Origin of the sequence: Micromonospora sp. NBC_01699 (assembly GCF_036250065.1) — a bacterium.
Lineage (GTDB): Bacteria > Actinomycetota > Actinomycetes > Mycobacteriales > Micromonosporaceae > Micromonospora_G.
Window position 1 is genome coordinate 1,584,120 of sequence record NZ_CP109199.1, and the last position, 22,654, is coordinate 1,606,773.

Annotated in this window: 19 protein-coding genes and 1 riboswitch; of the genes, 11 read left to right on the top strand and 8 right to left on the bottom strand. The window is 71.9% G+C overall.

Features of this window, described 5'->3' with window-relative positions; genetic code table 11:
• The first annotated feature begins 13 nt into the window (after positions 1–13).
• The 3 genes from OG792_RS07180 to OG792_RS07190 all read left to right on the top strand — a co-directional run bounded on the left by OG792_RS07180 (position 14) and on the right by OG792_RS07190 (position 2,999).
• Positions 14–1,390, top strand: coding sequence for an FAD-dependent oxidoreductase (locus OG792_RS07180; protein WP_329108437.1), 1,377 nt, complete (start codon positions 14–16; stop codon positions 1,388–1,390).
• Positions 1,391–1,525: 135 nt separating this feature from the next.
• A complete protein-coding gene (locus tag OG792_RS07185; RefSeq protein WP_329108438.1) occupies positions 1,526–2,491 on the top strand; it encodes an SDR family oxidoreductase in 966 nt (321 codons plus the stop codon).
• 127 nt (positions 2,492–2,618) lie between these two features.
• On the top strand, positions 2,619–2,999 hold the full coding sequence (locus OG792_RS07190) for a DUF2784 domain-containing protein (protein WP_329108439.1): 381 nt from the start codon (positions 2,619–2,621) through the stop codon (positions 2,997–2,999).
• Between the two features lie 93 nt (positions 3,000–3,092).
• Here OG792_RS07190 and OG792_RS07195 read toward each other — a convergent pair whose 3' ends face one another.
• Genes OG792_RS07195 through OG792_RS07205 form a run of 3 tightly spaced genes read right to left on the bottom strand, consistent with a single transcriptional unit; the run spans position 3,093 to position 7,070 of the window.
• Positions 3,093–4,667, bottom strand: a complete 1,575-nt coding sequence (locus tag OG792_RS07195) for a YbjN domain-containing protein (RefSeq protein ID WP_329108440.1) — start codon at positions 4,665–4,667, stop codon at positions 3,093–3,095.
• A gap of 31 nt (positions 4,668–4,698) precedes the next feature.
• On the bottom strand, positions 4,699–6,558 hold the full coding sequence (locus OG792_RS07200; RefSeq protein WP_329108441.1) for an HSP90 family protein: 1,860 nt from the start codon (positions 6,556–6,558) through the stop codon (positions 4,699–4,701).
• Between the two features lie 14 nt (positions 6,559–6,572).
• Positions 6,573–7,070 carry a YbjN domain-containing protein gene (locus OG792_RS07205; RefSeq protein ID WP_329108442.1) on the bottom strand — a complete coding sequence of 166 codons (498 nt, stop codon included), beginning with the start codon at positions 7,068–7,070 and terminating at the stop codon, positions 6,573–6,575.
• A gap of 194 nt (positions 7,071–7,264) precedes the next feature.
• Between OG792_RS07205 and OG792_RS07210 the strand changes: the two genes are divergently transcribed.
• Complete coding sequence (locus OG792_RS07210; protein ID WP_329108443.1) at positions 7,265–9,763, top strand: DNA translocase FtsK; 2,499 nt, start codon at positions 7,265–7,267, stop codon at positions 9,761–9,763.
• A 91-nt stretch (positions 9,764–9,854) separates the two neighbouring features.
• On the opposite strand, the gene OG792_RS07215 is transcribed toward OG792_RS07210, so the two are convergent.
• The gene (locus tag OG792_RS07215; RefSeq protein WP_329108444.1) at positions 9,855–10,127 is read right to left on the bottom strand and encodes a CBU_0592 family membrane protein; all 273 of its coding nucleotides are present in this window, start codon (positions 10,125–10,127) and stop codon (positions 9,855–9,857) included.
• 1 nt (position 10,128) lies between these two features.
• A riboswitch (guanidine-III (ykkC-III) riboswitch) is annotated at positions 10,129–10,197 on the bottom strand.
• Positions 10,198–10,295: 98 nt separating this feature from the next.
• On the opposite strand from OG792_RS07215, the gene OG792_RS07220 reads away from it, so the two are divergent.
• The 7 genes from OG792_RS07220 to pspM all read left to right on the top strand — a co-directional run bounded on the left by OG792_RS07220 (position 10,296) and on the right by pspM (position 16,553).
• The gene (locus OG792_RS07220) at positions 10,296–11,219 is read left to right on the top strand and encodes an ornithine cyclodeaminase family protein (RefSeq protein WP_329108445.1); all 924 of its coding nucleotides are present in this window, start codon (positions 10,296–10,298) and stop codon (positions 11,217–11,219) included.
• Positions 11,220–11,310: 91 nt separating this feature from the next.
• A complete protein-coding gene (rimO, locus tag OG792_RS07225; protein WP_329108446.1) occupies positions 11,311–12,831 on the top strand; it encodes a 30S ribosomal protein S12 methylthiotransferase RimO in 1,521 nt (506 codons plus the stop codon).
• A 40-nt stretch (positions 12,832–12,871) separates the two neighbouring features.
• Complete coding sequence (gene pgsA, locus OG792_RS07230; protein WP_329111144.1) at positions 12,872–13,432, top strand: CDP-diacylglycerol--glycerol-3-phosphate 3-phosphatidyltransferase; 561 nt, start codon at positions 12,872–12,874, stop codon at positions 13,430–13,432.
• A gap of 91 nt (positions 13,433–13,523) precedes the next feature.
• Positions 13,524–14,045 (top strand): CinA family protein, encoded by a 522-nt coding sequence (locus OG792_RS07235; protein ID WP_329108447.1) that lies wholly within the window; start codon positions 13,524–13,526, stop codon positions 14,043–14,045.
• A gap of 182 nt (positions 14,046–14,227) precedes the next feature.
• Positions 14,228–14,701, top strand: coding sequence for a helix-turn-helix domain-containing protein (locus tag OG792_RS07240; protein ID WP_329108448.1), 474 nt, complete (start codon positions 14,228–14,230; stop codon positions 14,699–14,701).
• Between the two features lie 188 nt (positions 14,702–14,889).
• A complete protein-coding gene (locus OG792_RS07245) occupies positions 14,890–15,750 on the top strand; it encodes a PspA/IM30 family protein (RefSeq protein ID WP_329108449.1) in 861 nt (286 codons plus the stop codon).
• A 26-nt stretch (positions 15,751–15,776) separates the two neighbouring features.
• Positions 15,777–16,553, top strand: a complete 777-nt coding sequence (pspM, locus tag OG792_RS07250) for a phage shock envelope stress response protein PspM (protein ID WP_329108450.1) — start codon at positions 15,777–15,779, stop codon at positions 16,551–16,553.
• Positions 16,554–16,557: 4 nt separating this feature from the next.
• Here pspM and OG792_RS07255 read toward each other — a convergent pair whose 3' ends face one another.
• From OG792_RS07255 to OG792_RS07270, 4 genes are all read right to left on the bottom strand, one after another.
• The gene (locus tag OG792_RS07255; protein ID WP_442932386.1) at positions 16,558–20,187 is read right to left on the bottom strand and encodes a fibronectin type III domain-containing protein; all 3,630 of its coding nucleotides are present in this window, start codon (positions 20,185–20,187) and stop codon (positions 16,558–16,560) included.
• A 214-nt stretch (positions 20,188–20,401) separates the two neighbouring features.
• A complete protein-coding gene (locus OG792_RS07260) occupies positions 20,402–21,289 on the bottom strand; it encodes a zinc finger domain-containing protein (RefSeq protein WP_329108452.1) in 888 nt (295 codons plus the stop codon).
• A gap of 241 nt (positions 21,290–21,530) precedes the next feature.
• Entirely contained in the window at positions 21,531–21,779 is a 249-nt protein-coding gene (locus tag OG792_RS07265) for a CPCC family cysteine-rich protein (protein WP_329108453.1), read from the bottom strand.
• Between the two features lie 61 nt (positions 21,780–21,840).
• Positions 21,841–22,629 (bottom strand): SAM hydrolase/SAM-dependent halogenase family protein, encoded by a 789-nt coding sequence (locus tag OG792_RS07270; RefSeq protein ID WP_329108454.1) that lies wholly within the window; start codon positions 22,627–22,629, stop codon positions 21,841–21,843.
• Positions 22,630–22,654: the final 25 nt, after the last annotated feature.

Genomic DNA, 22,654 nt, shown 5'->3' on the forward strand with positions numbered 1-22,654 from the left:
TAGAGTGCTGGGCATGGCATCCACTGGCAGCGCCGTGGTGGTCGGCGGGAGCATGGGCGGGCTGCTCGCGGCCCGCGCACTCAGTGAAACGTACGCCAGGGTCGTGTTGATCGACCGGGACCGGTTACCGGTCCAACCGGTGAACCGGCGCGGGGTGCCGCAGGGTCGACAGTTGCACGTCCTGCTGGCCCGGGGCCGGGAGGCGTTCGACGAACTGTTCCCCGGCCTGACCGACGAACTCACCTCACGCGGTGCACCGCTGGTGGACCTGCACGGGCGGGTGCGCTGGTACAACGACGGGTACGTGATGCGACCGCCACCGTTGCCCCTGTTCGCGGTCGGCATCAGCCGGCCACTGCTGGAACACGCCGTACGGGCGCGGGTGGCGGCACTGCCGGGCGTCGAGTTCCTCTCCGCGACCGAGGTGCTGGGGCTCAGCACCACACCGGACCGGAGTCGGGTCACCGGCGTACGGGTGCTGCCGCACGGGGCCGACGAGGACGAGGCGTACACGATCGACGCCGACCTGGTGGTGGACGCCGGAGGTCGGGCCTCCCGTGCGCCGGTGTGGTTGGACCAACTCGGCTACCCGCGCCCGGTCGAGGAGCAGGTACGCGTCGACGTCACCTACGTCACCCGTACCTACCGGCGGGATCCGCAGCACATCGGCGGCCTGCTGGGTGTGCTGACGAACGCCGTACCGGGGCGGCCACGGGCGGCGGTCGTCGCGGTCCGCGAGGACGACCAGTTCGCCATCGCCCTCGCCGGCATGCTCGGCGACGAGCCGCCCACCGACGACGAGGGCCTGTACGAGTTCGCCGAATCGCTGGTCGCGCCCGAGGTCGCCGAGGTCCTGCGGCGGGCGGTCCCGACCAGCGACCCGGTGAAGATGCGCTTCCCGGCCAGCGTCCGGCGGCGGTACGAGCGACTGCGCCGCTTCCCGGACGGCTACCTGGTGGTGGCCGACGCCCTGTGCAGCTTCAATCCGATCTACGGGCAGGGCATGACGGTGGCGAGCCTGGAGGCGCTGCTGCTGCGGCAACTGCTCGCCGGTGGCACGGAGGGCCTGGCCCGACGGTTCTTCCGGGGCGCCGCCCGGCTGATCGACGCGCCGTGGTCGATCGCGGTCGGCACCGACCTGCGCTTTCCCGAGGTGGCGGGAGCCCGGACGGCCAAGGTGCGGTTCGTCAACGCGTACGTCCACCGGCTGCACCGGGCGGCCACCACCGACGCCGTACTCGGGGCGGCGTTCCTGCGGGTACTGAACCTGATCGACCCGCCGACCAGTCTGCTCGCGCCCGGCATCATGTTCCGGGTGCTCCGTGGCGTGTTTCGGGGCACCCCCGCGAACCGTCCCAGCGCCAGTACGGCCGCGGACAGCCACGCCTGACCACTGACGGGGCCCCGGCGGGTCGTCGACCTGCCGGGGGGAATTCGTCTCGCCGTTCCAGGCGTGCATCGGCCGAGAATGGCAACGCCCTGAGCTGACCCTCGGCCCGGCGTCGATCAGGGATGGAGCGGACACATGGCTCGTCGTACGTCCGATGTCGGCGTGCCCGACCTCAGTAGGAAGCGTGTCGTCATCACGGGCGCGAACAGCGGGATCGGATTCGGACTCAGCACCCGGTTCGCCGCTGCGGGTGCGGAGGTCGTCCTCGCCGTACGGAACACGCAGAAGGGCGCCGACGCGATGGCCAGGATCCGCCGCGACGTACCGGGCGCGAAGCTGCGGCTCAAGCGGCTCGACCTGTCGTCGCTGGCCAGCGTCGCCGCCCTCGGCGAGGAGCTGAAGGACGAGGGACACGCGATCCACTTCCTGATCAACAACGCCGGCATCATGACGCCGCCGACGCGGGCGGCCACGCAGGACGGGTTCGAGTTGCAGTTCGGCAGTAACTATCTCGGGCACTTCGCGTTCACCGGTCACGTCCTGCCGCTGCTGCGGGCGGCCGGCACCTCGCGGGTCGTCACGATGAGCAGCCTCGCGAACCGGTGGGCCCGGTTCGACTTCGACGATCTACAGAGCGAGCGGGACTATCGGCCGGGGCGCGCGTACGGCCTGTCGAAGCTCGCCACGCTGGTCTTCGCCCGCGAACTGGATCGGCGCAGCGCGGCCGGCGGTTGGGGCGTCCGGAGCAATTCGGCCCATCCGGGTGCCACGGTGACGAATCTTCAGATCACCGGGCCGACCCAGCCCGGTGCCTCGGTCCTGTACCGGCTGACCAGGATGGTGAACCGGGTCCTGTACCGCGTCCCGTGGCTGTGGCAGCAGGTCCCGGACGGGCTCCTTCCCGCGCTGTACGCCGCGACCGGCCGGGACGCCGAGGGCGGCGCGTACTACGGCCCGAGTGGGTTCGGTGAACTGACCGGCGGTCACGCGCCGGCGAAGATCCCCGACGCCGCTCTCGACCGGCAGGACGCGATCCGGCTGTGGGAGACCTCGGAGCGGCTGAGCGGGGTGTCCTACCCGGAGGTACGCCAACCGGTCTGACCCGCTGCGGGAAACGTCGAGCCGGGGAACCCCCCCGGACCGGCGGATCCGGGCCGGTATGCGGTTGAGTGCGCGTACCCAGGATTCATCGGGCGGTTGCTGCGTAGCCTGGCCTGCGGAGGCGTACATGGGCTATCGGTTGCTGACCACGGTGATCCTGGTGGTGCACTTCGGCTTTCTGGCCTACCTGCTGCTCGGCGGGTTTGTGGCCTGGCGTTGGCGGTGGACGATCTGGCCGCACCTGGCCACCGCCGGCTGGGCGGTGGCGGTCGTCGCGGGCAGCCTGGTCTGTCCGCTGACCTACGCCGAACACTGGTCGAGACGCCGGGCCGGCGAGTCCGGCCCCGCGACCACCCAGGGCTTCATCGACCGGTACGTCGAGGGCGTGCTCTATCCCGCCCACCTCACCGCCCTGGCCCAAGCCCTGCTGGCCCTGACCGTCCTCACATCCTGGACCGTCTTCTACCTCCGCCGCCCCCACGCCCCCCACCCACCCCTACCCACGTGATCTTGCACTTGTGGCGGTACACATACCGGGAGTAATGACTCATTCCGGCTGCCACAACTGCAAGATCAACGGTGCGGGGGGTGGGGGAGGGGGTCAGGGGAGGTCGGCTACTGCGTCGGCGAAGGCGGCGCCGGTCGCGACCGTGGCGTTGACCAGGGCGGCCAACTGTGGGCCGCTCACCCCGTGCTCCAGGTCGGTGGTGACGTCACCGGCGATGATCAGCTCACCCTCGCCGGTGTCGTGCACGTACGCCTTCGGTAGCAACTGGTCGTGGTTCCAGGAGTTGCAGAACTCGTACGCCTCGGCCAACCGGTCCGCCGCCAGCCGCCGGTCGGAGATCACCCGCGCGTGCAGGATCTCCTGCCGCTCGCCGATCCGCTGGAACTGGATCACGGCCGAGCCCCAGCGTCCGCCCACCGTGCCGTCGTCGTCCACCAGGTAGTGGTCCCCGCGCTCCTGCAACACCGCGACGATCGCCTCGATCCGCAGCGGCGCCACCACGTCCTGCCGCCCCTCCGGCGGCAACGCGGCCGGCATCGCCCAGTCGCCCGACGGCTCGTCCGGCGGCAGCACCACCGGCACGTCCAGCGGCCGCTCGGCCAGCCAGGCGGCCATCCGACCGGACTGGTGGCTGGATCCGTTGCGGGCGTCGAACCGCCCGGCGAGATCCTGCGCGGTCGCCAGCAGGTCGGCACCGAGCGCCGGCAGCGACATCTCGGCGGCGGCCCGCTCGCCGTACGCCGGGCGTTGGATCTTGCGGTCGACGCCGGCCTCCGTGGCCAGCCGGCAGACCAGCGCGCCGGCGGCGGCGAACTCCATCGCCGAGGACTCGTCGTACGGCCGGTCCAGCCAGCCCAGGTGGGTGCCGAGGATCTCCAACCCGCGCTCGTGCTGACCGGTCAGCGCGCAGAACCGCAGGTGCTCGGGGAGGAACGGGAACGCGTCCCGCTCGTGCCGATGCCGGCGGTACGCCCGCACGTGCGCCTGGGCCGCCTCGTCGTAACGCCCCAGCCGCAGGTACGCGATGAGCACCGTGACCAGCGCCTTCTCCGGTTGTTCGGCGCAGCCGAGGGCACCGGACAGGACCGGCTCGACGGTGTTCACCGCCTCCTCCCACTCGCCCCAGCCGGCCAGCAGCTCGGCCTGGCGGGACGGGTCGCATCCGGCGCAGTCGCTGTTCTCGTCCCGGCGGGCGGCGCGCCACCTGCCCAGCCACTCCCGCGCCCCGGCCTCGTCGCCGAGATGGTCGGCGATCCGGCAGCGCAGGTTGTAGACCGCCTGGAGGCTGCGCCCACCGGCCCGGAAGCGGCGTTCCAGGTCGTCCATGGCGGCCTGGGTCTGCGCCAGCCCGACCCGGGGGGTGCTGCGCAGGGCGGCGATCGCCCACTTGTGGTACCAGCGCAGCATCTCCGCGTCCCAGTCGTCGAACAGCGACGGGTCGCGGTCGAAGGCGGCCAGGCACCAGCTGAACGGCGGCAGCATCCGCCACCGCTCGGTGTGGTTGTTGTACGCGTCGATCACGGCGAACCGGGCGTCGAAACCGAGCCGTACGTTGCCGGCCGCGTCGGCGTGCGCCACGATCCGTTCCAGCTCGGCGATCTTGCCGTCGCCGTCCGGCAGGTCCCGGGCGTCCTCCAACGCCTCGATCAACTCATCCTGCTCGCTCATGCCGAGGTCTCGCAGCACAGGCGGGGGGCGGTCATGGGTTCTCCTCGGGGGGCGGATCCGCGGCGGGCAGTGCGCCGGTACCGGCTGGCGGGCCGGCGAAGGCGCGGTCGAGCAGGGCGAGAAAGGACCGGTTCAGGGCGGCGGTGTCGACCGCGCGCAGCGGGTGGTGGCCGGCGAGCAGCGCCTGCCCGTACAGCGCCTCGATGCCGTGCCGCAGGGTGGCGCCCGGCGGACCCGCGGTGATCCGCCGGATCAGCGGGTGCCGCCAGTTGAACACCAGCTCCGGGCGGTGGTCGATCTCCACCTCGGCGAACGCGGAGAGCACGTCGGACCAGAGTTCGTCGGCCTCGGCCAGGTCCCGCGCGACCGTCTCCTGCTCGTGCGCCCGCCGGCTGACCACGTACAACGCCGGTACGGTTACCGGGTCGAACTGCCGGATCAGCGGCACGCAGCCGAACTCGGCCAGCACGCCCCGGGCGACACCCAGGAACGTCGCCAGCCCCGCCTCCTGCTCGGCCGGGAGCGGCTCCAGCCGGGCGGCCAGCTCACCCGGATCCAGTCGCCGTACGGTCACCGACCGGTCGATCCGGTGCAGCCGCTCCAGGATCTCGGTGTCGTACGCGTACCCGGCGTTGACCAGGGGGGTGCCGACGGCACTGGCGATCGCGGCGAGCGCGCGGAACTCGTCCACCGTCTCGGCGTACCGCAGCACCGAGGCGCCGCCGCGCCGGAACGCGCGCAGCGTCATCGTGCCCCGGCTGGTCTCGAACGGCAGCCCGGCGTCGACCAGCCGCAGCATCTCGTCGTCGCGTACGGCGAGCGCCTTCACCCCCAGGTGGTGCACCCGGAGGAAGGCGGCCAGCCGGTCCGGGTGGTGCACCGACAGGTCCAGCAGCCAGTCCCGGATCTGCCCGCCGAGCGACTCCTGCACCCGCGAGAGCAGGTCGTCGTCGTAGAGGCCCTCCCGGCTGGCGGTGGGCCGCAGCACGGAGGTGTCGACCACGCAGCGGACGAAGAACGCCCACTCCGGCACCAGGCCGACCGCGTTCTCACTGAGCAACATCCGCTTCAGGTAGACCCGGTGCCCGCCCGGCCCGATCGCGCCCGCCGTCGGCAGGACGAAGCCGACGCCGACCAGCCCGGCCTCCGGCACCCGCAGGTCGATCACGTCCATCGGGCGGCTGCCGAGCAGTTCCGCCCCGTAGTCGAGCAGCGCGCTGCGGCGTACCTCCGGGTCGTCGTGCCCGACCTCCCAGGGCGCCTGCGGCTCGGTCAGCCGCAGCTCGGCGGTGTCCGGGGCGTGCCGCACCACCTCCACGTCGAGCAGATGGCCGTACGCCCGGACCAGGTCGGCTACCTGCTCCGGCGCGAACCAGTGCCCGCCACCGGGCCGGGGCCGCAGGGTCACGGTGGTGCCGACCGTCGGCCGGGCGTCGTCGTCGACCTCGACCGTGTAGCGCCCGTCGGCGTGGCCGGTCCAGTGCACCGCCGGGGTGCCGGTGACCGAGCGGGACACCACCTCGATGGTGTCCGCGACCATGAAACAGGAGAGCAGGCCGATGCCGAACTGGCCAAGGAAGTCCTGCCGGGCGAAGCCCAACTCGTCGCGTTTGGAGGTACGCCCGACGCTGGCCAGGAACGTGTGCACCTCGGGCTCGGTCAGACCGACGCCGTTGTCGTGGACCCGGAGCGTGCCGTCCGGGTCGATCTCGAACACGACCCGGCCCGGCTCGGGCGACGGGTCGGCGTCCGGGGCGAGCGCCCGCCGGGCGGTGATCGCGTCCGCGGCGTTCTGCAACAGCTCGCGGGCGTAGACCCGGGGACTGCTGTAGAGATGCTGGCTGAGCAGGTCGACGACGCCGCGCAGGTCGACCCGGAAACGTTGCTCCATGATGGATCCCGCGCTCAGGGCCGCAGTTCGGCGGCGGACTCGGCGAGCTGACAGCCGGTCGAGATGCCACAGTTGATCAGCTGGTCGAGCTGGTGCAGCGTCACCCCCTGGGCCAGGTCGGCGGTTACCTCGCCGCAGACCCGGGCACTGCCGTCGTCGTTGACGTGCACGAACGCCTTGGGCCACAACCGGTCGTGGTTCCAGGCGTTGCAGAACGCGTACAGCTCGGGGACCCGGTCGATCGGGAACGTGGTCGCGGCCATCGTGCGTACCTGGAGCAGTTCGCCGTCCGGGCCGAGCCGGAAGAAGTAGATCAGGTTGTCGTCCCACCGGCCGACCAGGTCACCGTCGCCATCGGTGTAGAAGGAGAAGCCACGGGCGCTCAGCACCGCCGCGATGAGGTCGTTGGTCAGCGGTTGCAGCGTCTGCAACTGCCCGGCCCCGACGGGCTCATCCGGCGAGTGCGGGAGATCCGGCTCATCCGGGGAGTGCGGGAAACCCGGCGATGACATGCGACGTCCCCCGTTACGGCGAGTTGGGCTGGTTGGTCTGCCCGTGATGTTAGGCGGATCACGCGACCCGGCATAGTTCGGCCGGACCGTCCACCACGTTCGACCGCACCGTCGGCGTACTTCGGCCGGACCGGGCGTGGACACGACCGGTAAAAGCGCGGATATCCGCGACGGCAGGGCTAACGTGTGACCTTATGGCGGGCCGTACCCCTCAGGCGAACCGGCGCCGAAGCGGGTCGTCCACGCGCGGCGCCGCCGCTTCCCGTACCCGGCAACCCACGCGTGCCCAGCAGTCTGCCCGTACCCGTGCGGCGGCCCGCAAGCCCGCGCGGACCCCACCGGCGGTCTACGTCGGTCGCGCGGTCAACACCATGTGGATGGGGATGGCGCACGGCGTCGGCTGGGCGTTCCGCGCCGCCGGCCGCCAGGCCGCCACCGCCCGCGACCTCGACCCCGAGCACCGCCGCGACGGCGCCGGGCTGCTCATGCTCGGCCTGTCCATCCTGACCGCCGTCGCGGTCTGGTTCTCCTCCGCCGGCCCGCTCGGCGCCCGACTCGCCGACACCGTCCGGCTCTTCCTCGGCGCCATCTCCGTGGTCCTGCCGCTGCTGCTGCTGATCGGCGCGATCCGGCTGATGCGCACCCCCGGCGAGGCGGAGCACCGGGGCCGGGGGCTGGTCGGCTGGTCGGCGCTGATTCTCGGCACCGGCGGGCTGCTGCACATCGGCCACCACCCGACCAACAACCTCGAACGGGACTACGCCGGCGGGCTGATCGGCGCCGGCATCGGCCGGCTGCTGGAGGACGCGTTCACCCCGTGGGTGGCCGTACCGCTGCTGGTCCTGCTGGTCCTGTTCGGCCTGCTCGTGGTCACCGCGACCCCGATCAACAAGGTCCCGGAACGGTTGGGCCTGTTCGCCGAGGCGATCACCGGCCGGGGCGGCGGCACCCCGTCCGACCAGGACGACGAACTCGACGAGCCCGACGACGAGGAACCCCCGGCCCGCCGCCGCCCACCCCGCCGTCGCGGCGGCAGCCGGGTCGGGGGGGCCGGCGACACCGATGGGTACGACGCCGACGAGCTCCCCGACGAGCCGGTCCCGGTGCCGCGCAGGCCGGCCGCGAAGGTCCCCACCGTTCGCAAGGCCGCCGAGCCGCCCGAGCACTCGCCGGCACCGAGCCGGGCCGAACAGCTCGCCCTCACCGGCCTCGGCGGCAACTACGTGCTGCCGCCGGCCAACCTGCTGCGTACCGGCACCGCGCCGAAGACCCGGAGCAAGGCCAACGACGAGGTGATCGCCGCGCTCACCGGCGTCTTCGACCAGTTCGACGTGGACGCCGCGGTGACCGGCTTCACCCGTGGCCCGACCGTGACCCGCTACGAGGTCGAGCTCGGCCACGGGGTCAAGGTGGAGCGGATCACCCAGCTCTCCCGCAACATCGCGTACGCGGTGAAGTCCCCCGACGTACGGATCCTGAGCCCGATTCCCGGCAAGAGCGCGGTCGGGGTGGAGATCCCGAACAGCGACCGGGAGGACGTGGCGCTCGGCGACGTACTGCGTTCCCGGGCCGCCGGCAGCGATCACCACCCGATGCTGGTGGCGCTCGGCAAGGACATCGAGGGCGGCTACGTGGTCGCCAACCTGGCCAAGATGCCGCACATCCTGATCGCCGGCGCGACCGGCGCGGGCAAGTCCTCCTGCCTGAACTCGCTGCTGGTCTCGATCCTGAGCCGGGCCACCCCGGACGAGGTACGACTGCTGCTGATCGACCCGAAGCGGGTCGAGATGACCAGCTACGAGGGGATTCCGCACCTGGTCACGCCGATCGTGACCAACCCGAAGAAGGCGGCCGACTCGCTGGACTGGGTCGTCCGCGAGATGGACATGCGCTACGACGACCTCGCCGCCGCCGGGGTACGCCACATCGACGACTACAACCGCAAGGTGCGGGCCGGTCAGATCAAGCCGCCGCCCGGCAGTGAGCGGGAGATCCGGCCGTACCCGTACCTGCTGGTGATCGTGGACGAGCTGGCCGACCTGATGATGGTCGCCCCGCGTGACGTCGAGGACTCGGTGGTCCGGATCACCCAGCTCGCCCGCGCCGCCGGCATCCACCTGGTGCTGGCCACCCAGCGCCCCTCGGTCGACGTGGTCACCGGCCTGATCAAGGCCAACGTGCCGTCCCGACTGGCGTTCGCCACCTCGTCGCTGGCCGACTCGCGGGTCATCCTGGACCAGCCCGGCGCGGAGAAGCTGATCGGTCGCGGCGACGGCCTGTTCCTGCCGATGGGCGCCTCCAAGCCGGTACGCATCCAGGGCGCCTGGGTCAACGAGTCCGAGATCGCCGACATCGTGAAGTTCTGCAAGGAGCAGCGGGAGCCGGAGTTCCGCTCCGACGTGCTCGCCCCGGCGAAGGACATGAAGAAGAAGGTCGACGAGGACATCGGCGACGACCTGGACGTACTCGTACAGGCGATCGAGCTGGTGGTCACCTCGCAGTTCGGCTCCACCTCGATGCTGCAACGCAAGCTGCGGGTCGGCTTCGCCAAGGCCGGCCGCCTGATGGACCTGATGGAAACCCGCGGCGTGGTCGGCCCCTCCGAAGGCTCCAAGGCCCGCGACGTCCTGATCAAGCCCGACGAACTGGACGACGTCCTCGCCACCCTCCAGGGTGACAACCCCGACGCCTGACCCGCCGCGCCCTCGTCCGCCCCGAAGGCACTCGTGTAGAGAAAGAGTGGCTATTCGACGCGCGACAACCACCCTTTCTCTACAAGAGCGGTCAGGGCTTGTCGGGGTCGGGGGAGTGGGGGCGGGGGAGGAGGGTGTGGGCTAGGGAGATCAGGGAGACGATGGTCCAGGTGCCCTCCAGGAGGAGGAAGCCCCAGGAGTGGTGGATCGCGGCCAGCACCGCGAGGATGCCGGCGCCGACGACGTTGAGCAGGAGATAGCGGACGGAGTGCGGGTCCATCCGGCGGAGCTGATTGGCGGCGAACGCGGCCAGGATCAGCAGGGCACCGAGGACCTCGATCAGGTCGAGTGTGGTCATCACCATCTGCGCGCCGTCTTTGCCTGGCCGGGTACGGCACGCGCTCGTCCGGGGTGTACGCGAGAGCGTCCACCTGCGGCCCAGTCTAGCCATCGATCGGCGCCCGAGCTGGATGTGGTGAACCTCACCCATCCGACTTGACCTCAAGTCCGGTTCAACTATCAGGATTTCCCCATGACCCTGCTTCTCACCGACAACGAGGTAGCCGAACGGCTTGACGGTCTAACCGCCGTCGCCGCGATGCGCGCCGCGCTGCTGGCCGCGTACAGCGGGCGGTTGGTCGCGCCGCCCCGCGCGTCCGCGGCCCTGCGCGGAGGGCGCCTGGTCACGGCCGCCGGGCAGTTGGCCGACGAGTGGTACGGGTTCCGCTCCTACGACACCTTCGGCCGCCCCGAAGCGGAGCAGCTCGTCGTGCTGCACGAGGCGGGATCCGGCCGGATCCGGGCGATCGCGGTCGGCGAGGAGATCGGCTCACGGGGCAGCGGGGCACTCGGTGCTGTGGCGGTCGACACACTCGCCCGCCCCGATGCCGCCACGGTGGGGGTGCTCGGCGCCGGGCGACAGGCATGGGCCCAGATCTGGGCCACCGCCTCGGTACGCCCGCTGCGCGAGGTGACCGTCCACTGCCGTACGCCGGCCGTCCGGGACGCGTTCGCCGCCCGGGTACGGGCCGAGCTCGGCGTACCCGCACACGCGGTGACCAGCGCGGCGGCGGCGGTACGCGACCGCGATGTGGTGGTGCTCGCCACCGACAGCCCGACCCCGGTGGTCGACCCGGCCGACCTGGCCCCCGGCACCCACGTCAACGTGGTCGGCTTCAAGCAGCAGGGCCGGGCCGAGTTCGGGCCGGACCTGCTCGACCTGGCCGAGGTGCTGGTCACCGACTCGGTGGAGCAGGCGATGGACTACCGGCCGCCGATGCTCGCCGCCGTCGCGCCGTACGCCGACCGGCTGCGCCACCTCGGCGCGCTGCTCACCGGTGAGCAGCCGGGGCGGACCGCCGCCGACCAGGTGACCCTGTTCTGCTCGGTCGGGCTGGCCGGCGCGGAGGTCTTCCTGCTCGACCGGCTGGCCCGGGTCGAAGCGCTGAGCGCCTAGCGGCCGGGTCGGTGTGCCGGGGTCGGCGTCCGGGACGGGGCGCTGCGCGCCTAGCGGGCGCGGGGCTTCCGGAGCGGCCCGGTACCCTCGGATGGTGTCTGCCAATTCCTCTTCCTCGACCACCGGCCGCCGGGTGGCGTTGCTGACCCTGGGCTGCGCCCGCAACGAGGTCGACTCGGAGGAGCTGGCCGCCCGTCTCGACGCCGACGGTTGGCAGGTGACCACCGACGGCGAGGGCGCCGACGTGGTGCTCGTCAACACCTGCGGCTTCGTCGAGAAGGCCAAGCAGGACTCGATCGAGACCCTGCTCGCCGCCGCCGACACCGGGGCGAAGGTGGTCGCCGCTGGTTGCATGGCCGAGCGCTACGGCCGCGAACTCGCCGACAGCCTGCCCGAGGCCGGCGCGGTGCTGAGCTTCGACGACTACCCGGACATCTCGGCCCGGCTGAACGCGGTCCTCGCCGGTGAGCAGGTCGTCGCGCACACCCCCAGGGACCGGCGCGAACTGCTCCCGCTGACCCCGGTCGACCGGCACGGCAGCGGCGTGGTGGTGCCCGGTCACGCGCAGCAGACCGCACGCCCGGCCGGCGGCGCCCTCGTCACCGACGAACACACCCCGGCGCACCTGCGCCCGGTGCTGCGCCACCGGCTCGACACGGGTCCGGTCGCCTCGCTCAAGCTCGCCAGCGGTTGCGACCGGCGATGCGCGTTCTGCGCCATCCCGGCGTTCCGGGGCGCGTTCGTCTCCCGCCCGCCGGAAGAACTGCTGGCCGAGGCGGAGTGGCTGGCCCGCACGGGCGTACGCGAACTGGTGCTGGTCAGCGAAAATTCCACCTCGTACGGCAAGGATCTCGGCGACCCGCGCCTGCTGGAGAAGCTGCTGCCGCAGCTCGCCGCGGTGACCGGGATCGTCCGGGTCCGGGCGAGCTATCTCCAGCCGGCCGAAACCCGGCCGGGGCTGGTCGAGACGATCGCCACCACGCCGGGGGTGGCGGCCTACTTCGACCTGTCGTTCCAGCACTCCAGCGAGCCGGTGCTGCGCCGGATGCGGCGATTCGGGTCGACCGCCCGATTCCTCGAACTGCTCGGTTCGGCCCGTGAGCTGGCCCCGGCGGCCGGCGCGCGGAGCAACTTCATCGTCGGCTTCCCCGGCGAGACCCGCGCCGACGTGGACGAGCTGGTCCGGTTCCTGTCCGAGGCCCGGCTCGACGCGATCGGCATGTTCGACTACAGCGACGAGGACGGCACCGAGGCCGCCGGCCTGCCCGGCAAGGTCGCCTCGGCCACGATCAAGCGACGGTACGACCGGCTGAGCGCGCTCGCCGACGAGCTCTGCTCCCAGCGTGCCGAGGAACGGCTCGGCTCGACCGTCGAGGTGCTGGTCGACACGGTCGACGGCGGGGTCGTCGAGGGACGCGCCGAGCACCAGGCGCCCGAGGTCGACGGGTCCACCACGCTGGTGGCGCCGGTCGGCGGCGGGGTCGACCTGGCCGCGTTGCGCCCCGGTGACCTGGTCCGGGCCACCGTCACCGGAACCGAGGGGGTCGACCTGGTCGCCGTACCGGTCGAGCTGGTGTCCGCGGCGGCGAGCCCGCCGGGCAGCGCGAGGTGACGACGTGACGGAGGCGTCGGAGCCCACCGCCCCGGCCGCCATGGTCGAGCCGGTGCCCGTCGTCAACGCGGCCAACGCGCTCACCGCCCTGCGGCTGGTCCTGGTGCCCGTTTTTGTGGTGCTGGCGGTCGTCTCCGAGATGACCCACCCGGCCTGGCGGATCGCCGCCTGCCTGACCTTCGCCGTGGCGTCCGCGACCGACCTGCTCGACGGCTGGATCGCCCGCCGGTTCAAGCTGGTCACCGCGGTCGGCAAGGTGGCCGACCCGATCGCCGACAAGGCGCTGACCGGCGCCGCCCTGGTCCTGCTCTCCTGGTACGACCTGCTGCCCTGGTGGGTCACCCTGCTCATCCTGGCCCGTGAGTTCGGTGTCACGTTGATCCGGTTCTGGGTGATCCGGTTCGGGGTGATCGCCGCCAGCCGGGGCGGCAAGGCCAAGACCGCGTTGCAGATACTGGCGATCGTCTGGTACCTCTGGCCGGTGCCGGAACCGGCCACCTTCGTCGGCCCGTGGATCATGGGAATCGCCCTGGTGGTGACCGTGATCACCGGTCTGGACTACGTCGTACGGGCACTGCGGCTGCGCCGCCGGCCCAGCTAGCGCCCGCCGGCCGATCGGCCCGACCCCGACCGACGGGGCGTCACCGGGACCGGGTGGCGGGGGTTGGTCGGTGGGACGGTAAGGAGGCGGTATGACTGGCGATGCCGGGGCACGGGCCGCGGCGACCGAGGCGGCGGCGGTGGTGCACCCACTGGTCGAGCGGGGCGAGACCCTGGCCGTCGTGGAGTCGCTCACCGGTGGGCTGCTGGCCGCCACGATCGTGGACATCGCCGGGGTGAGCAGCGTCTTCCGGGGCGGGCTGGTGGTCTATGCCACCGATCTGAAGGAGTCGCTGGCCGGCGTACCGGCCGAACTGCTGGCCGCGCGCGGTCCGGTCGACCCGGACGTGGCCGCCGCCCTGGCCGAGGGCGGGCGCTGGCGGTGCGGCGCCGACTGGTGCCTGGCCACCACCGGGGTCGCCGGCCCGGAGCCGCAGAACGGGCGGCCGGTCGGGCTGGTCTTCGTCGCGGCGGCCGGACCGGGCGGCACCGAGGTCCGGGAACTGCGTCTGCGCGGCGGGCGGCAACAGATCCGGATGGACACGGTCACCGAGGCGTTGCGGCTGCTGGCGGAGCAGGTGCACGGCCTGGCGCCGCCGCCGGTGCGGGGCTGAGCGGGGCGGCAGACGGGGTCCGGCGGGAATCCGGACCGGCGGGGTGGGATGTCGTGCGGGCCGGCAACGGGTACGGTTGCGGGAAGGTCCCGGCAGCGGTCGGGATTGGGGGTCGGAGTCGCTCCACGCGGCGTTGCGCTGACTGCCGCCGGAGCTACGGTCCCACGTGAGGGGGAGGTGCGATGGTCCTGCTACGCCGGGTAATCGGTGACGCGTTGCGTGCTCGCCGGCAGGGTCAACACCGCACCCTGCGCGAGGTTTCCTCGGCGGCCAACGTGAGCCTCGGCTACCTGTCCGAGATCGAGCGTGGCCAGAAGGAGGCGTCGAGCGAACTGCTCGCCGCCATCTGTGACGCCCTCGGTGCACGCCTGTCCGAGCTGTTGCGCGAGGTCAGCGACACGGTCGCGCTCGGCGAGCAGGTCTCCGGAGTGCTGGCACCGGTGCAGGAGAGGTCGACGGTCGACGTCCCGGCCCGCACCGTGCTCACCGACTCCGGTGTGCGTACGGTGACCGAGTCCGGCGTACGTCAGGTCGCCACCGACGGGAACGTCTCCGTCTCGGTGCGCCAGGACTCCCCGCTCAAGGCGACCCTGCGCACCACCCGACGGGTCCGGTCCACCAGCGACCGGCCCCGCGACATCGTCCGCGCCGCCTGAGCCCTGCTCGGCCCGCTTTCTGCGGCGTAGGGTGGGCAGTTCCAGCGGCGTCTCCGGCCGGGATCCCTGCGGTTGTCTGCCGGTGTGGCGCCGTACTGGGACGATGGTGACCATGCCGCGTTCCACCGGTCCAGACCGGTCGGGCGGCGGCTGGCCGGAGCGGATGACACCGAGGGGATAACGCGAAGATGGCGAACCCGTTCGTCAAGGGATGGCGCTACCTGATGGCGCTGTTCGGCGCCAAGATCGATGAGCACGCTGATCCGAAGGTGCAGATACAGCAGGCCATCGAGGAGTCCCAGCGCCAACACCAGGCGCTGGTGCAGCAGGCGGCGGCGGTCATCGGCAACCAGCACCAGCTTGAGATGAAGCTGTCCCGGCAGATGTCCGAGGTCGAGCGGTTGCAGGGGATGGCCCGCCAGTCGCTGGTCCTCGCCGACCGGGCCCGAGCCGGCGGCGACGAGGCGGAGGCGCAGAAGTTCGAGCAGACCGCGCAGACCCTCGCCGCCCAACTGGTCTCCGTCGAGCAGTCGACCGAGGACCTCAAGGCCCTGCACGACCAGGCGCTCAGCGCCGCCGGGCAGGCCCGTCGCGCGGTCGAGAACAACAGCATGATTCTCCAGCAGAAGCTGGCCGAGCGGACCAAGCTGCTCAGCCAGCTCGAACAGGCCAAGATGCAGGAGACCGTGGCGAAGTCGCTGGAGTCGATGTCGACGCTGGCGGCGCCCGGTACCACCCCCTCGCTGGACGAGGTGCGGGACAAGATCGAACGCCGGTACGCCACCGCCATGGGCCGCGCCGAACTCGCCGGCAACTCGGTCGAGGGCCGGATGCTGGAGGTCCAGAAGAGCAGCCTCGACCTGGCCGGCTCGGCCCGGCTGGAGCAGATCCGGGCCAGCATGGCCGGCGAACAGCTCGGCGGCCAGAACCAGCCGGCGGTCGACCAGGCCAACCGGGCGGCGGACAACGCCGGGGTGGCCCGACTCGACGAGATCCGGCGCAGCATGGCCAAGGAGAAGCCGACCGGCGACCAGAGCGCCGCCGGCTGAGCGGGCGGGGCAGGGGAGGGGCGGTCATGGCCGACCAGCGAGCCCGCTACTTCCGGCGGCTGCGTGTGCTGCGCCGGTCCGCCCGCTGGTGGAGCGTCTGGGCCGGCGCACTGGGCGGCGCGGCGGCGGTCCTCACCCCGTACCAGGGGCTGGGTCTGCCGGACGCGGCCTGGGCCGCCGGTGCCGGCGGCACCGCCGTGTTGGCCCTGTGGCGATGGGCCGACCTGCGCCGGCAGGCGGCGCAACCGGCTCCGCCGCCGCCCGACCCGGTCGCCCGGGCCGAGCAGAGCCGCGCCCGGCTGGTCGCCGCCGTCGAACGGCTGCCCGCCGGGCCCGGCGTGGTCGCCGAGGTACGCCGACAGCGGACCAGGCTCGCCCTGCGCGGCTCGGCGGCGGCCGCCCGATGGGAGCGGCTGTCCCGCGCCTCGTCCACCATGAACGGGCTCGCCGGCCGGCTACCCGCCCTGGCCGAGCCCGCCGTGTTGGAGGCGACCGCCGCGGAGCACTCGCTGCACGACCTGGCCCACCGGGTGGCCAGCCTGGAGAAGGCGACCCGGTTCGCCCCGGAGCAGTCCCGGCCGGCGCTGAAATCGGCCCACCGGGACCTGCTCGGGCAACTCGACCGGGGCGTGGCCGCCTACGAGGCGTTGGTCGTCGCGGCCGCCGGCTACCTCGCCGAGGACACCCGGTCGACCACCGAGCACCCGGCGGCGGAACGGCTCGTCGAGGCAACCGACCTGCTGCACGGGGTCGCCGGCGGCCTCGCCCAACTGCGCGACCCCGGTACCGCCACCCCACGCTGAGCGCTCAGTCCGGCGGGTGGACCGCCAGCGGGCCGGTGAAGGCGGAGGTGCCGACGGCGTTGAACGCCTGGATCCGCCAGTGGTACACGGTGTCCCGGGGCAGCCCGGTGTTGGTGAACGAGCGGGCCGTACCGGCGATGGTGAAGCTGGTCAGACCGGTGCTGAACGAGGGGTCGTTGGCCCGTTGCAGGGTGAAGCCGCTGACCACGCTGCCCCCGCTCTCGAACCAGCTGAGCTGCACGCTGACCGAGTCCGGGGCGGAGACCGAGGCGGTCGCGGAGAGGCTGTGCGGCACCGCCGGTACGGTCGGCACGGTCACCACCGACACCGTCGACCACGGCGACGGGGCACCGAGGTAACTGGTCCGGACCCGGTGGTAGTACGTCGTGTTCGGGGTCACCGTGCCGTCGCTCCAGGCGGCCGTCAGCGGCCCGGAGACGGTGACCAGCCCACTGCTGAAGGTCGGGTTCACCGCCCGCTGGATCTCGACCCCGGTGGCGAAGGAACGGTTGCGCCAGGCCAGGTCGACCCGGACCGGGGCGGCCGGGGCCACCGAGGCGGTCAGCCCGCTCGGCGCGATCAGGCGTACCACCGCCGAGGCGGTGTTCGACCAACCGGAGTAGCCGACGGCGGTCTCCGTACGGACCCGGTAGTAGTACGTCGTCCCCGGCGTGACGGTCGAGTCGGCGGTCGTACCGACCCCCGGCGGCAGGCTGAACGTGGTGACACCGGCGGTGAACGTGACGTTCGTGGCCCGCTCGACCAGATGGTTCGTGGGCACCGGACGGGTGGCGTTGTTCGTCCAGGCGAGCGCGATCGACGGCGGTACGGTCGGCGAGCCGGGCTTCGCCGTCGCGGTCAGCCCGGTCGGCTGCGCCGGGGAGACCCGGAGCACCAACGGGCGGCTCAGCTCACTGCCCTCGTGGCCGACCAGGTGCCCCTGCCAGGCGTACTCCCAGCCGAAGTTGAACAGCTGGTTCGTCACCACCGCCGGGTCCCCGGTACGCGGGTTGACCTGCGTGAAGCCGTCGGTCGTACCGGGCGGCCGGTTCGGGTCGAGCAGCCGTACGCTGTCGCCGACCTTGAACGGCAGCGGGTCCGGCAGGGTCGGTCGGACGGCGACGACAGTGTCCTCCAGGGGGTTCATCCGGACCGTCTCCTTCCAGCCCAGCTCGTTCGGGTCCGGCGGCCGGATCGCGCCGTCCCAGCCGACCCGGTTGATCAACTGGACCATCAGGTGGTGGAAGTGGATGGCCCGGGTGCCGGCCCCGTTGTGGGTGATCTTCCAGATCTGGGTGCCGTCACCGGGTGACCCGATCGGGATCGCCGGGTCGGCCGGCGCCAGGATCTCGGTCGGCGGATCGACGTACGTCAGCGGCGTTGTCGTCTGCACCAGAGCGCTGACCTTCGGCAACTCCACCCCGAGGGTGGCGTTCATCCGGCCGTACTCGGGTTCGAAGAGTTCCTGGATCGCCTTCGCCCGCAGCGGCAGGGTCACCGGGGCGGTCCGGCCGGCCGGGGTGAACGTGATCGTGTTGCTGTGGATCGGCACGTGCGTGTTCTTCGGCGTACGGGTACCGAACGCGGTGTCGTACGCCGGCTGCGGCACGATCGGCGGCGGCTGGCTGGCCCCGTACGCCAGCGGCAGCCGGGCGCGCAGCCTCTCCAGGTCGTACGGCGGCTCCGGCTCACCCGCCACCTGGAACTGGAGCAGCGTACGGGTGTTCGGGCCGTAACCGGGCTGGGTGCTCGGCGCCCCACCGGCGGCGGTCCGGTCCGGGTCGCCGGTGTAGTAGTCGTACCGGGTGTCGAAGGCCGGCATCGGCGCCGGACAGTCGTTGTAGAGGATGATCTTCGAGCCGGGCGGGGCGGAGGAGAAGTCGACGATCACGTCGGCCCGCTCGCCGGGACCGAGCAGGAGCGAGTGCTCGGAGACGTTCAGCGCGGCGATGTCCCGGCGGTTGTAGACGTAGTTGATCGGCTGGTTGCGTACCACCGCCACCTCGGGCAGCAGGCCGCCCTCGGTGCCGATCTGGATCCAGTCCGGCCCGATACTGGCCGGGTCGGGCACGCCACCGGCCCGCCCGTCGGTCGGCCAGCTACCCGGGTGGTCCGGGTTCGCGGTGGCGTCCACCATCGGCACCTCACCGGCGGAGCCGTCGCCCAGCGTGCCGTCCGCCTGCCACATCGGCCCGTCCGAGGCGGCGTAGTAGAGCTGGAGGTTCAGGCTGCGGTCGTTACAGGCGTTCAGGATCCGAAACCGGTACGCCTTCGGCGCCACCCGCAGGTACGGGTAGGCGCACCCGTTGACCAGCGGGGTGTCGAGGAAGGCCTCCGGCACCACCGACGGGTTCGGCGTACCGGGCATCACCGGTGGCTGCCAGGGTGCGCCCGCCGGATCGTGGTACGGGTTCCGGGCCGGCCCGTGCGCCGTCCCGGTGTACGGCGGCCAGAACCACGGCCCGTAGTCCCAGCGCCCCATCGGGTTGGTCCCGGACTCGTTGTACGGGTTCTGGTTGGGCATGTAGACGTGCGGGTACCAGAGGCTTCCGCGACCGCCCCAGTTGGCCCGGTCCCAGGTCGGATCCTGCGCTTCGAGCTGCGCCTCGCCGGGCACGAAGGTCTTGTCCTGGATCACCAGCGGGATCTCGTCGGCCGGGACGACACCGTCCGCGACCAGTTGCCGTTCCGCCTCGTCACGCAGCAGGTAGAGGCCGAGCTGTCCGGAGTAGACGGTCAGTCGGGCGATGCCGAGGGTGTGGTCGTGGTACCAGAGCAGTCGGCCGCCGGACTGGTTCGGGTAGTACAGCGTCACCGCCCCCGGCTCCGGCTCCGCCATGTCCGGCACGTTGGCCAGGCTCGTACCGGTGGGGTAGGGGGTCTGCTCACCGGCCGGGGTGAGCCACTGGTCCGGGCCACCGTTGCTGATCCACGGCGTGGCCGCGCCGTGCAGGTGCAGCACGGCTCGGTTCTGCGGGTAGTGCTCCGATCCGCCGAGCGGGCCGGTCCCGGCACCCCGTACGGTCGAATCGACCGGCAGTGGCAGCCGCCCGGCCGGGCCGGTCGGCAGCCCGTTGACGAACTTCACCCGGACCGGACGGTCACGGTCCGCGACGATCACCGGCCCGAGATGGTACGCCCGCTTCGGCGGGCCGACGGTGTTGCGCCCGTTGGCGTCGGTCCCGCTGTTCAGTTGCCGGTAGCCACGCAGCCGGGTCTGCCCCAGATCGGCGTGCAGCTGCTGGGTGAACTGCTCCAACCCGATCTCGTAGTAGTCACAGCCGGGGTAGCTGACCGTGTCCGGCGTGGCGACCGGCAGATAGTTGCCGAGGTCGTTGCGCTGCCCCTCGCCGACGCCGGGCAGCGAGTCGACGAACTTCCGCAGACCGGTGCCGGGCACGACCTGACCGGCGGGGTCGAGGTGGGGCAGCGGACTGTTCGCGTAGTTGGGCACGAAGCCGAAGTAGTCCGGGGTGGGCAGCGGCGTCGGGACGACCGGTCGGGTCTGGGTCTGCTGTGGAATGCCGGGCCGGGACTCCTCCGGCGCCGGGGTGGGGGCATCGACGCGGCCGTCGGCGTCCTGCTTCGCCCGGCGGGCCAGGCGGTGCGCCGCGAGTTTCCTGAACATGACCATGCTCCCTCCCCGGTACCTGCTCGACCGGAGGTTCCGCCGGTGGGTCGGTCGAGCCGATCAAGATGGCCATCGCTGACGATCCGTAAGCAACTAACCGCGCCAAGCGACGATTGGATACGGCCGGTCCGGCCCCGGTTCAGCCGGAAACGAGTTCGTTACGCCAGCGGCGGCGGCCAGCCGGTGCCCGCTGCCGACGATGTCGCGGCTGTCGCCGTCAGTCCGGGGCGGGCTGGCAGCGCGGGCACCAGTACGTCACCCGGTCGCCCTGTTCGGCCTTTTCCACCAGCATGCCGCAGCGGCGACAGGGTTGACCGCGCCGGCCGTACACGTAGGTGGTCTGCCCCCGGTGCAGCGAGCCGGTGGTGCTCTGGGTCCAGCGTCCCCGGTTCGCCGCCAGCAGACGTTGGGCCAGCGTCACCAGCCCGGCGAGGTCGGGCACCGCCGCCACCGGTGTCCACGGGTCGACACCCCGGAGGAAGAGCACCTCCGATTTGTAGAGGTTGCCGATGCCCGCCAGGCTGTGCTGGTCCAACAACGCCTCGGCGATACTGGACCGCGGGTGGGCGGCGAGCCGGCGTACCGCCTCGTCCGGGTCCCAGGCCGGGCCGAGCAGGTCGGGGCCGAGCCCGCCGACCAGCTCGTCCTCCCGCGCGGTGGGCAGCACGGCGACCTCGTGCAGGTGGTAGCCGACCGCGATCGCGTCCGCCGTACGCAGTACCAGCCGGATCAGGTGCGCCGGCCGGGCGGCCCAGCGTTCGCCCGGCGGGTAGACCCGCCACGCCCCGTCCATCCGCAGGTGGGAATGCACGGTGAGGCGCGCCTCACCGGCGGCCCCACTGCTCGTGCCCGGCGTGCCGGGCGTGCTCGCTGTGCCGGGCGTGCTCGCTGTGCCGGGCGTGCCCGGCACGCCGGGTGTGCCGGGCGGTTTGGCGAGCCGGATCAGCAGGTGCTTGCCGCGACTGACCGCTTCCAGGACGGTCCAGCCGACCAGGTTGGTGCCGGCGAGCTGCGGCACCCGGAAGTCGGAGGCGGTCAGCCGGCCACCGGCCAGCGCACGGTGCAGCGCGCGGGCGGTGTTCCAGACCGTGTCGCCTTCGGGCACGCTTCCATCCTGCCCGCTAACGCGCTGTCAGGCCCGCTCTTCGAGCGCCGTCAGGGCCGCCCTTCCACGTCAGGTCTGCTCTTCGAGTGCCGTCAGGTCTGCTCTGCTGCGTCAGGGCTGTGCTTCGAACCGCGTCAGGCATGGTCTTGCAGTGCTGTCAGGTCTGCTCTGCTGCGTCAGGGCTGTGCTTCCAACGGCGTCAGGCATGGTCTTCCAGTGCTGTCAGGTCCGTTCTTCGGCGTCAGGGCTGCTCTTCGAGCCGGGGGGCGCGCACCATGTCCTGGTAGCGGGGATGGCTGGCGCCGTAGATGGCGAAGTTGAGCCGGGCATGGGCCAGGCTCAGGTCGCCGTTCGGGCCGTCCTCGAAGACGGCGTCCTCGGCCCCCTGTCGGCCGTCGTTGGTCCAGAAACAGACCGGACAGGTCCCACCTTCTCCGGTGAAAAAGCCGCAGCATGGACATGCTTGTACGTCGATCGAATGCTTCCCCACCGGTTAAGCATTCCATAATGGTCCATCCGTCGCAGCTCCCTGTCCGCGATGCGGAAGTACATCAGCTAGCGTCCGCTATCCGTAGCACCTGCCCCGTTACCAGCGAAAGTACGGCATCCGCGCGGCCGCCGTTCACCGCCAGCGCCACCCGGCCGGCGGAGTCCGCGAACACGGCGACAGCCCCCGTCGGTACGTCACCGAATGTCGCCGCCCGACGGGCCGGTACGCCGTCCACCAGCAGCGCCGACCGCAGCCCGTCCAGCGCGGACGCCGGGGCGGCGAGCTGCACGTTGCCGAAGTGATCCACCGAGAGCACCTCGGCGGTGAGCCAACCCGGCCCGCTGCTGACCACTGGTTCGGGCAGCCGTACCAGGGTGGTCGGGTCGACCGTCGGCCCGGCGTCGGTCAGCTCGGCACCGAGCGCCAGCCGGGCGGCGACCGGGGCGAAGACGTCCCTACCGTGGAACGTGGGCGAAACGGTCGCCGCGAGCCAGGCCGGGTTGGTCAGCTCCACCGCGAGTGTGGTGCCGCCGAGTGCGTCGGCCGCCCAGCAGAGCAGCCCGTTGTCCGGCCCGACCAGCAACCCGCCGGGGGTCTGTAGGGCGACCCCGCGCCTGGCCGTACCGACGCCGGGATCGACAACCGCCACATGCACCGCCGGCGGCAGTTCCACGACCGTCTGGGCGAGTACGACCGCACCCCGCCCGACATCCCCCGGCGGCACCAGATGCGTCACATCGAGCACCCGTACACCCGGCGCCAACCGCCCCACCACCCCATGACAGGCAGCCACAAACCCATCAAAAAGCCCATAGTCACTAGTAAAACTAACCCACCCATAACCCACCACACCCCCACGCTAACCCCCTCCCCCT

Bases quoted from the DNA above. Each gene is read 5' to 3' on its own strand.
- OG792_RS07220 (WP_329108445.1), top strand. From the start codon at position 10,296: ATGACCCTGCTTCTCACCGACAACGAGGTAGCCGAACGGCTTGACGGT.
- OG792_RS07185 (WP_329108438.1), top strand. From the start codon at position 1,526: ATGGCTCGTCGTACGTCCGATGTCGGCGTGCCCGACCTCAGTAGGAAG.
- OG792_RS07200 (WP_329108441.1), bottom strand. From the start codon at position 6,558: ATGGAGCAACGTTTCCGGGTCGACCTGCGCGGCGTCGTCGACCTGCTC.
- pspM (WP_329108450.1), top strand. From the start codon at position 15,777: ATGGCCGACCAGCGAGCCCGCTACTTCCGGCGGCTGCGTGTGCTGCGC.
- OG792_RS07205 (WP_329108442.1), bottom strand. From the start codon at position 7,070: ATGTCATCGCCGGGTTTCCCGCACTCCCCGGATGAGCCGGATCTCCCG.
- pgsA (WP_329111144.1), top strand. From the start codon at position 12,872: ATGGTCGAGCCGGTGCCCGTCGTCAACGCGGCCAACGCGCTCACCGCC.
- OG792_RS07190 (WP_329108439.1), top strand. From the start codon at position 2,619: ATGGGCTATCGGTTGCTGACCACGGTGATCCTGGTGGTGCACTTCGGC.
- OG792_RS07240 (WP_329108448.1), top strand. From the start codon at position 14,228: ATGGTCCTGCTACGCCGGGTAATCGGTGACGCGTTGCGTGCTCGCCGG.
- OG792_RS07195 (WP_329108440.1), bottom strand. From the start codon at position 4,667: ATGAGCGAGCAGGATGAGTTGATCGAGGCGTTGGAGGACGCCCGGGAC.
- OG792_RS07235 (WP_329108447.1), top strand. From the start codon at position 13,524: ATGACTGGCGATGCCGGGGCACGGGCCGCGGCGACCGAGGCGGCGGCG.
- OG792_RS07245 (WP_329108449.1), top strand. From the start codon at position 14,890: ATGGCGAACCCGTTCGTCAAGGGATGGCGCTACCTGATGGCGCTGTTC.
- rimO (WP_329108446.1), top strand. From the start codon at position 11,311: ATGGTGTCTGCCAATTCCTCTTCCTCGACCACCGGCCGCCGGGTGGCG.
- OG792_RS07180 (WP_329108437.1), top strand. From the start codon at position 14: ATGGCATCCACTGGCAGCGCCGTGGTGGTCGGCGGGAGCATGGGCGGG.
- OG792_RS07215 (WP_329108444.1), bottom strand. From the start codon at position 10,127: ATGGTGATGACCACACTCGACCTGATCGAGGTCCTCGGTGCCCTGCTG.
- OG792_RS07255 (WP_442932386.1), bottom strand. From the start codon at position 20,187: ATGGTCATGTTCAGGAAACTCGCGGCGCACCGCCTGGCCCGCCGGGCG.
- OG792_RS07210 (WP_329108443.1), top strand. From the start codon at position 7,265: ATGGCGGGCCGTACCCCTCAGGCGAACCGGCGCCGAAGCGGGTCGTCC.